Annotated in this window: 12 protein-coding genes; 7 read left to right on the top strand and 5 right to left on the bottom strand. The window is 57.2% G+C overall.

Annotated features, from left to right (window positions below):
- The gene (locus F7R19_RS17030) at window positions 1-441 is read left to right on the top strand and encodes a phage tail protein (RefSeq protein WP_150981358.1); all 441 of its coding nucleotides are present in this window, start codon (window positions 1-3) and stop codon (window positions 439-441) included.
- 5 nt (window positions 442-446) lie between these two features.
- Window positions 447-1,589, top strand: a complete 1,143-nt coding sequence (locus F7R19_RS17035; protein WP_223505890.1) for a phage late control D family protein — start codon at window positions 447-449, stop codon at window positions 1,587-1,589.
- Between the two features lie 21 nt (window positions 1,590-1,610).
- On the opposite strand, the gene F7R19_RS17040 is transcribed toward F7R19_RS17035, so the two are convergent.
- The 5 genes from F7R19_RS17040 to F7R19_RS17060 all read right to left on the bottom strand — a co-directional run bounded on the left by F7R19_RS17040 (window position 1,611) and on the right by F7R19_RS17060 (window position 5,673).
- Window positions 1,611-2,804, bottom strand: a complete 1,194-nt coding sequence (locus F7R19_RS17040) for a hypothetical protein (RefSeq protein WP_150981359.1) — start codon at window positions 2,802-2,804, stop codon at window positions 1,611-1,613.
- Complete coding sequence (locus tag F7R19_RS17045; RefSeq protein WP_150981360.1) at window positions 2,794-3,816, bottom strand: nucleoid-associated protein; 1,023 nt, start codon at window positions 3,814-3,816, stop codon at window positions 2,794-2,796. Before F7R19_RS17045 ends, F7R19_RS17040 begins: the two co-directional genes overlap by 11 nt.
- A gap of 16 nt (window positions 3,817-3,832) precedes the next feature.
- Window positions 3,833-4,396: a PH domain-containing protein gene (locus tag F7R19_RS17050; RefSeq protein ID WP_150981361.1), complete on the bottom strand. Its 564-nt coding sequence runs from the start codon at window positions 4,394-4,396 to the stop codon at window positions 3,833-3,835.
- 64 nt (window positions 4,397-4,460) lie between these two features.
- Window positions 4,461-5,138 carry a hypothetical protein gene (locus F7R19_RS17055; RefSeq protein WP_150981362.1) on the bottom strand — a complete coding sequence of 226 codons (678 nt, stop codon included), beginning with the start codon at window positions 5,136-5,138 and terminating at the stop codon, window positions 4,461-4,463.
- A 112-nt stretch (window positions 5,139-5,250) separates the two neighbouring features.
- Window positions 5,251-5,673: a helix-turn-helix domain-containing protein gene (locus F7R19_RS17060; RefSeq protein WP_150981363.1), complete on the bottom strand. Its 423-nt coding sequence runs from the start codon at window positions 5,671-5,673 to the stop codon at window positions 5,251-5,253.
- 78 nt (window positions 5,674-5,751) lie between these two features.
- Between F7R19_RS17060 and F7R19_RS30635 the strand changes: the two genes are divergently transcribed.
- From F7R19_RS30635 to F7R19_RS17085, 5 genes are all read left to right on the top strand, one after another.
- Window positions 5,752-5,946, top strand: a complete 195-nt coding sequence (locus F7R19_RS30635; protein WP_150981364.1) for a hypothetical protein — start codon at window positions 5,752-5,754, stop codon at window positions 5,944-5,946.
- Between the two features lie 35 nt (window positions 5,947-5,981).
- A complete protein-coding gene (locus F7R19_RS17070; RefSeq protein ID WP_150981365.1) occupies window positions 5,982-6,173 on the top strand; it encodes a hypothetical protein in 192 nt (63 codons plus the stop codon).
- A 28-nt stretch (window positions 6,174-6,201) separates the two neighbouring features.
- Window positions 6,202-6,396 (top strand): hypothetical protein, encoded by a 195-nt coding sequence (locus tag F7R19_RS17075; protein WP_150981366.1) that lies wholly within the window; start codon window positions 6,202-6,204, stop codon window positions 6,394-6,396.
- Window positions 6,393-6,641, top strand: a complete 249-nt coding sequence (locus tag F7R19_RS17080; protein ID WP_150981367.1) for an Ogr/Delta-like zinc finger protein — start codon at window positions 6,393-6,395, stop codon at window positions 6,639-6,641. The genes F7R19_RS17075 and F7R19_RS17080 overlap by 4 nt, the downstream gene beginning before the upstream one ends.
- An 85-nt stretch (window positions 6,642-6,726) precedes the next feature.
- Window positions 6,727-7,143: a hypothetical protein gene (locus tag F7R19_RS17085; protein WP_211922745.1), complete on the top strand. Its 417-nt coding sequence runs from the start codon at window positions 6,727-6,729 to the stop codon at window positions 7,141-7,143.
- The last annotated feature ends 96 nt before the right edge of the window (window positions 7,144-7,239 follow it).

The raw sequence follows: 7,239 nt of genomic DNA on the forward strand, positions 1-7,239 counted from the left end.
ATGATGATGGCCCTCGGGCTGTTCGTCTTCGCACTGGAGACGGCGCCCTATCAGGAATTCCAGCAGCAGATTGGCTGGCGCCACCCGTCGAACAACCGGGTCGGCCGTCGGCCATCCCGTCAGTTCACCGGGTTGGACGACGAAACCGTGACTCTGTCGGGCGTACTACTGCCCGAACTGACCGGCGGTGACAACACCATCGAAGTGCTGCGACAGATGGGCAACACCGGCATGGCGTTTGTGCTCATCGAGGGCTCCGGACGCTACTACGGCATGTTCGAGATTGACTCGCTGTCGGTCACGCGTACCCTTTTCTTCAAGGACGGCAAGGCACGCCGCATCGAGTTTTCTCTCAAGCTCACGCGTGTTGATGGCCAGCTTGAACAGCTTGTCGGCGATGCGGTGATGTCCGCCGCCACAAGCTTGCTTTCCAGCCTTTGATTACCATGGACCTGTCCACAGTATCCGACGCCGTCATGGGCGGCGCCGCGGTGCCGGTGTATCGCCTGATGCAGGGCAACAAAGACATCACCGGACGCTTCCAAGGCCGTCTCATTTCCCTGACGCTCACGGACAACCGCGGCTTTGAGGCTGATCAACTCGACATCGAGCTGGACGATGCCGATGGCGCGCTGTCTCTTCCCGACAAGGGTGCCACGCTGTCGCTGGGTATTGGCTGGCAAGACACGGGTGTGGTCGATAAAGGGCGTTACAAGGTGGACGAGCTGGAGCATTCTGGTCCGCCTGACCGTCTGACGATCCGCGCGCGCAGTGTTGATCTGGCGGGCGGCATGACTTTGCGCAAGGAGCGGTCATTCCGCGGCCAGACCATCGGCGCCATTGTCGGTGCCATCGCTTCCAAGAACGCACTGGCGGCGATCGTCGCCTCGGCGCTTGCCGGTCTCGTCATTGACCACATTGACCAGACGAGCGAGTCCGATGCCAACTTCCTCACGCGATTGGCGAAAGATCACGACGCCATTGCCACGGTGAAGCACGGGAAGCTGCTGTTCATCAAGACGGGGGCCGCACAGAGCGCCTCTGGCATTGCATTGCCCACCGTCGAGATCACGCGCGCAAGCGGCGATACTCACAGCTTCCTGATCGCGGATCGCGAGAACTACAACGGCGTCAAGGCGTACTATCAAGACGCGCGGCGGGCGGTGAAGGGCGAAGTCGTTATTGACGCATCCAACGCGGTGAAGGTGGTCACCAAGCCCAGCCCCAAGAAAAGTAAGAAAAAGGGCGCGAAGAAGACCGTTGCCGACGTCATGGTCAATCCGAATCCGGACAACGTAAAGGTGTTGCGCCACACGTATGCGTCAAAGAGTAATGCGGAGCGCGCCGCGCGCGCCGAGTGGCAGAGGATTCAGCGCGGCGTCGCATCGTTTCGTATCACGCTGGCCCGGGGCCGTCCCGATCTGTTTCCCGAACTGCCCGCTATCGTGCGCGGCTGGAAGTCTGAGATCGATAACACCGGGTGGATCATCACGAAGGTCACGCACAATCTGTCGGACCACGGCTACACGTCAACGCTGGAGCTGGAGATCAAGCCCGAAAGCCTGGACTTATCAGATCCTGCAAATTAGGGCTGAGTGCAATTGCCGCACTCAGTAGCCAGTGAACTTGGCAAGCGCGGCCCTTGCCGGGTCGGTGATAAAGAAGAAGACTACGGTCGCGAGAATACCGCCGCCAATCAGGATTACTAGCACGCTGCGCAGTAAGAACCTCTGAACTTGCATCCGGCGATTCAGAAACTTAAAGACGCTTGAGAAGTTCTCAGCGACGTCCTTGTGCAGCTTCTCAAGCCCCTTCTTTTGCCGATCGATTTCCCCGTCAAGAACATCCAGTGTGTGTGTTTGATTGAGGAGCAAAGCGGCTACAAGGATTACAAATATCCAGGCACCAATCAGCACAGCGACGTTGATGTAGAAATTCGCGTCGGTCGTCGTCGCGGCTTTCATCTGGGTCGCCACAACTACTGTTGCGACTGGAATGCCAAGAATCTGGTTCTGGATATCCGTGAAAACTTTGTGGATCTTGGCAGCGTAGTCGACTCGGGCCGCCTCTAACTCGCTCTTGACCTTTTCATAAGAGAAGCTCGATGCAAAAAGGCGATAACCATCGTTGAATTTCTTCGCAAGGTCGGTGAGGTGAGCCAGCAGCGTAACAAAACGTGCGGAGGGCGGCGTTGCCTCGGTCAACTCGCGTACGGCCTCGGCTAGGATGGCAAGCTTCTGCTCTCGATGAGTGTCGTTTCCGATCGCAGCCACAAGAGCATTCACGACATCCACGTCCAAAGCTACGACCTCTTCGGCCGTGTATTGCACTGGCACCTCGAATTTTCCGTCATGGATGTATACAAGCCGGCCGAGGCTCTGGTCCAGGAATGCGGATGCCTCTCCAAGCAGCTTGATTAGCTCCAGCAGCTTCCGATATCGCTGCACAGCATCGGGCGCAGGGGCAGCACCTCGCGAATTGAACTTCTCTGCAATCAGAAAGTACCCGATCGGCTCGTTGACGCGTGCGAGAGGATTCTTGATCAAATCAGAGAAGGACAACGTGAAGAAGCCAATACCTGTGCGAGGCGTGCTTACTTCAACGGCAACGGTGTCGCCAATCTTCAGGGATTCCGGATCATCCTCGGGCAGGTGTAAAGCGTACTCGTCCTCTTCGGCGACAACAGTTCGCAACGCTTGAAGCGTCGCGTCGTCTCCAATGGTAAGCGTACCCTCGCGTCGATTCGGCTCGAATTCGATGCGGGTGTACAAGCTCGCCAGGAGATCAAACTGTTTAGTGCTCATTTCGCCGTTCGTCGATCATCTCTTGCAAGAGAGCCTCGGGGAGATTATGGAGAACCAATGTTTGGTTGACATCATCGAACATGATATTGCCGGACTGCAATGCGTCGCGATCGAATTCTACCGTCCAGGCCGGCGTCTTGCCCTTGAATCGCACAAGACTGCGCAGCGACCGTTTGTCGGGGACAAAGCCATCCGAGAGCTGAACGCCTTCGTCAGCAAATACGGCACGTAGTGCCTCCGGTTCGTCGGGCATCAGGCGGTTGGCAAGCGCATCGAGACTCAACGGCAGCTTGTCGTCGGCACATTGCGTGCAGTATTCGTGTGTTTGCCGTAGAAGTTGGTCGCGCTGGGCCTGCTCCATTCCGCGATCCGTGGCAAATTGCTTCAGGCAGGTGATCAGCTTCTTTGTCTCTGCCGACGACATGACAACATCGTCGCAGCCGAGGAAATGTTTGAAGTAGTCGGACACCTCCCCGCGGCCTTTGAGGAAGCTGATGTATCGTTCGTTGCCAGCAAGCCAGCCGGTGACATCCACACGCCCTGCAACCCGGAGGGCCGCTAAATCAAGATGCGGGCTGTCGATAATGTCGAGGCCATCCGTGATGGCAGTGCCAATCTTGTCAGTGACAATGGCAACCAGTAGGAAGTCCGTGGCCCCGTTGTTCACATGAGCGATCAGGACATAGCCACCCGTAGAAAGGCGTGCGGTATCGGCTCTGTCTCTCAGCACTTCCATCATGCGGAGAGAGAGCTGATAGAAATCGATGCTGTGGTCGTTGAAATACTCACGGGCCAGACGAGGTGTTGGGAAATTGTCCTCGTTGGCTTCGAACTTGCCATAACCCTTACCAGTTTTCTCAGAGTACAGGCGGTGAATTTCGGAAACAAGCCGCTCAACTGCCTCATTCACTGGTACGACTGCATTTCGGGGGACGACCTGCGCGTTAAGTTGGCGCTCCTTAATGAGTTTATGGACGACTAGTCCGGAGATGCGCTGCTGCGGTGCGTTCATGCTTGAGCCTCTTGCGTTATGCCAGCAGCTTTGCCTTTTGCTCGGCAAACTCCGCCTCCGTAAGGATCCCTCGCTCTTTTAGGGTGGCGAGGCGTTCCAACTTTGAAACGATGTCATCTGCAGCTGCAGGGACCGTTGGTGCCGATGCGGGGGCTGACGCGGCCCGCCTATAAGCGTGCAGTGCATCGCGCACTTTGTTCGTGAAAGCGACCACCGTCTTCTTCCAGACGTTCTTGATGACTCGCTCGCTGGCACCGTCTTCAATGCGAATCTCGCCAAAGAACAAGCCCGTAGTACCGGAAACAGAATTGATCTTGTCGAGGTTGATTGATACTTGCTTCAGGCCGTAAATGAGGCCTTTGTCGAGAAAGAGAACGCGATGATCGGTCAGCGCAATAAGCCAGGTGTTGCCGTCCATCAGTCCGGAGGTGAATGCCAGCACCTGTTCGCCTTCCATCAGGATTTCAGGAAGGTGGTTCAGCTCCTTCTTCGTAAAAAACTGATCGTCACCGATCTCCCGGGCAATTCGGTTGTACTCGATTTTGAGCTGTTCTTTATTCGCGTTCTTGAAGTCAAACATGCTGCAATCACCTTCTTGGTAAGCGTTGAGTTATTGCGCCGGTCTATGCTGTCTGACGTGGCTCCTATCGGCCACGCCTCCCAGCTGACTGCGAGGGCACGATCCATTGCAGCCCCCTTCCACCTCCCGCCTCAAGGCACTCGCGGGTCTGACCATTGGGCATCTTTACGACGCTCCCTGGCGAGTAGATCTGCCCTTCGAATTGACACGAGGGATCTTGTAGGCTGCTCGTTGGCGCATCGGCAATCGCGGAGCGTGCGAAGTAGATCGCAGCGCTGAAGGAAGCGAGCGCTATCAGTGCAGCCGCAATGCCCACTACTCTGAAATGAGCCAACCGCGTCTGCAGTTGCATGCAGCGGCTGCACGACAATGGCTCATGTGCTGGGGGTGCGTCTGACGGTTCTATTGCGCCGGTCGCCTTTGCTTCAAGGCGGTCGAGCATCTCCATAACACTCTTGAAATTGTCACTGGGAATTTCTGAACGGCGCGATACGGAATATTCATTGAAGATCTCTTCGTAGATCTCAAGGCGATCCTTGCCGAGAACCGGCATTAGCTCGTCCACGCGCGCTTTGATGGCTTTGTCCTGCTGCCAAGTGATATATCGCGGCTCGGGCGTCGATGCGGCGGCCATGTTGATCACGTTGCTGAAATGCCCTTCATTGCGCGCAGCTTCATGCACAACGTTTCCTGCGACTACCTGGCCAACATCCCCATCAACTGCAACATCGTTCTTCTTCATTGGTCCGTCAAAATCAACTACACGACAAAAAATAAACGACCCCTACATTCCCGAAGCGGCTGGCGTCATCGCGTCCAGCTCTGTCGGCAAAGCCCGCTGCAAATCCCGCGGGCTATTCCTTCTTCTTTTTCCTGCCCATATTGATCGTGAAGGGCCGGGTCACGGTGAGATCGCCTTCGACATACTGGCCCACCTCGCCCTTGATCCGTACGTTCGATACGGGCTGGTCTTGCATCCCGCTGATCAGCGCCAGCACTCCTGCGCGGCCGCGAGCATCCAGCTTGCGAAAACCGCCGAGCACTAGCTCCTCATCAGGCGGCAACTCTGTACCGGATCGACGTCCCGTCACGACATACAAAACGTCGACGCCGCTCTCATGCCAGTTCGCTAGAGCAGCGATACCTGGCTCGCGTTCGCCCGCTTCGTAGTTCGAATATGTCCGTGTGGCTACGCCACCCCGCTGAGCCATGACGGCCTGCGAAAGCCTCAGCCGAACACGTTCCTCGGCGAGCCTTTCACCGAAATGCACATTCATGCCTTTTATCCTTGACTATCTGCACGAACGTGCAGATAATTCTGTTGTGCAACGCTAACTCACACAAGTATATCCGCCATGATCCAAGCTAAAACGCCTCGGACCCGCTCCCCTCGTGGGGTTCTCAGCGACAAGCCGGTGTGCGTTCGCCTGCTCCCCGCAGAGCGGAAAAAGCTGGAACAGCTCGCCGTCAAGGAGAACCGTTCCGTGTCGAGCTTGGCCCGTCTGGTGTTGCTTGAGGGCCTTGCCGTCTATGAGAGCCGCTCGTCCTGAGCGTCGTCACCATTCACATTTCAGTCGAGGACCGCATGTATCCCGATCCGAAACGAGTGCGCGACAACCGCATGGTGCTGCGCTTCAACGACTACGAGTTCGACCTCATCACCGCGCTGGCCAACTACCAGGGCGAGCAGCCTGCCACTCTGCTGCGTCAGATGATCTTCCGTGAAGCCGAAGAGCTTCTGGCGCTGGGTTCGAATGTAGAGACGCGTAGCGCCTGAACGAAGTCACTTTTGAGCTGCCGAGAAGATGCCGGACATCGAAATCCAACTGACCGAGCAAATAGAGGCAGTGCTTGAAGAAGTGCGCCAGCAGCAAGGCCTGGCAACGATCGAACAGGCCGCCGAATGGCTGGCCAAGGCCCGAATCCGGCGCGCTGCTGAGCGCATGACGGGCAAACGCCGTGCTTTTAAATTGGTTGTACCTCCGGGGAAATCGCTGTGAAACTGACCTGCCCACACTGCGAATCGCGCATGAAGATTCGCACCAGCCGCGTGGTGTCGCTGCTCTCCAAAGAGAGCTACTGGCAATGCCCCAACGTTGATTGCGCTTACACCTGCAAGGCCATTACTTCTGTCATCACGACAATCGCGCCGAGCATGAAACCCAACCCGCAGGCGTACTTGCCCGTCGGCCGACAGCGTGCATCGATCACCGATGACAGGCAGCTGGACCTGCTGAAGACCTGATCTAGGTCCCTCCCCCTATCCCTGCTGATTCATTCCGACGCGCCCCGTTTCCGGGGCGTGCGGGATTCCTTTTGCCCGAAGATTCATGAACCCAACCCGTAGCGACAACACGGATGCCATCCTGCGCGAGGCCGCGGCGCGGCTCCTTCGCGACTACAGCTTCAAGTCAAAGCGTGGCGGCGAGAAGCTGGAGAACGGGGTATGCCCGTCCTGCGGCAAGAAGACGCTGTGGGCCTACGGCGAAGCACCGTGGGTGGTGCGCTGCAACCGCTTGAACCACTGCGGCGCCGAGCTGCACATCAAGGATTTGTACCCCGATCTTTTCGAGAGCTGGTCGGATCGGTTCCAGCCAACCCCCGAAGATCCGAAGGCATCGGTGAATGCCTACATGCGCGACGCCCGAGGCTTCGATCTCGCCAAGGTGCGCGACTGGTACACGCAGGAGAGCTATTACAGCCACGAGCTAAAGATTGACCTTGCCCCTGTTCCACGAATCCCATAACCGAGGGAATTAGGCAGCCCGGTGTTGCTGAGCTGCGGACCAGTTTTTCTCGAACGTCATGGGGCTGACGTAGCCCAGCGTCGAGTGGAGTCGGCT

The sequence above is a fragment of the Cupriavidus pauculus genome, assembly GCF_008801835.1.
In the GTDB taxonomy this organism is placed as follows: Bacteria; Pseudomonadota; Gammaproteobacteria; order Burkholderiales; family Burkholderiaceae; genus Cupriavidus; species Cupriavidus pauculus.

Coding starts and splice junctions, on each gene's coding strand:
- F7R19_RS17030 (WP_150981358.1), top strand. CDS start 1: ATGATGATGGCCCTCGGGCTGTTCGTCTTCGCACTGGAGACGGCGCCC.
- F7R19_RS17035 (WP_223505890.1), top strand. CDS start 447: ATGGACCTGTCCACAGTATCCGACGCCGTCATGGGCGGCGCCGCGGTG.
- F7R19_RS17040 (WP_150981359.1), bottom strand. CDS start 2,804: ATGAGCACTAAACAGTTTGATCTCCTGGCGAGCTTGTACACCCGCATC.
- F7R19_RS17045 (WP_150981360.1), bottom strand. CDS start 3,816: ATGAACGCACCGCAGCAGCGCATCTCCGGACTAGTCGTCCATAAACTC.
- F7R19_RS17050 (WP_150981361.1), bottom strand. CDS start 4,396: ATGTTTGACTTCAAGAACGCGAATAAAGAACAGCTCAAAATCGAGTAC.
- F7R19_RS17055 (WP_150981362.1), bottom strand. CDS start 5,138: ATGAAGAAGAACGATGTTGCAGTTGATGGGGATGTTGGCCAGGTAGTC.
- F7R19_RS17060 (WP_150981363.1), bottom strand. CDS start 5,673: ATGAATGTGCATTTCGGTGAAAGGCTCGCCGAGGAACGTGTTCGGCTG.
- F7R19_RS30635 (WP_150981364.1), top strand. CDS start 5,752: ATGATCCAAGCTAAAACGCCTCGGACCCGCTCCCCTCGTGGGGTTCTC.
- F7R19_RS17070 (WP_150981365.1), top strand. CDS start 5,982: ATGTATCCCGATCCGAAACGAGTGCGCGACAACCGCATGGTGCTGCGC.
- F7R19_RS17075 (WP_150981366.1), top strand. CDS start 6,202: ATGCCGGACATCGAAATCCAACTGACCGAGCAAATAGAGGCAGTGCTT.
- F7R19_RS17085 (WP_211922745.1), top strand. CDS start 6,727: ATGAACCCAACCCGTAGCGACAACACGGATGCCATCCTGCGCGAGGCC.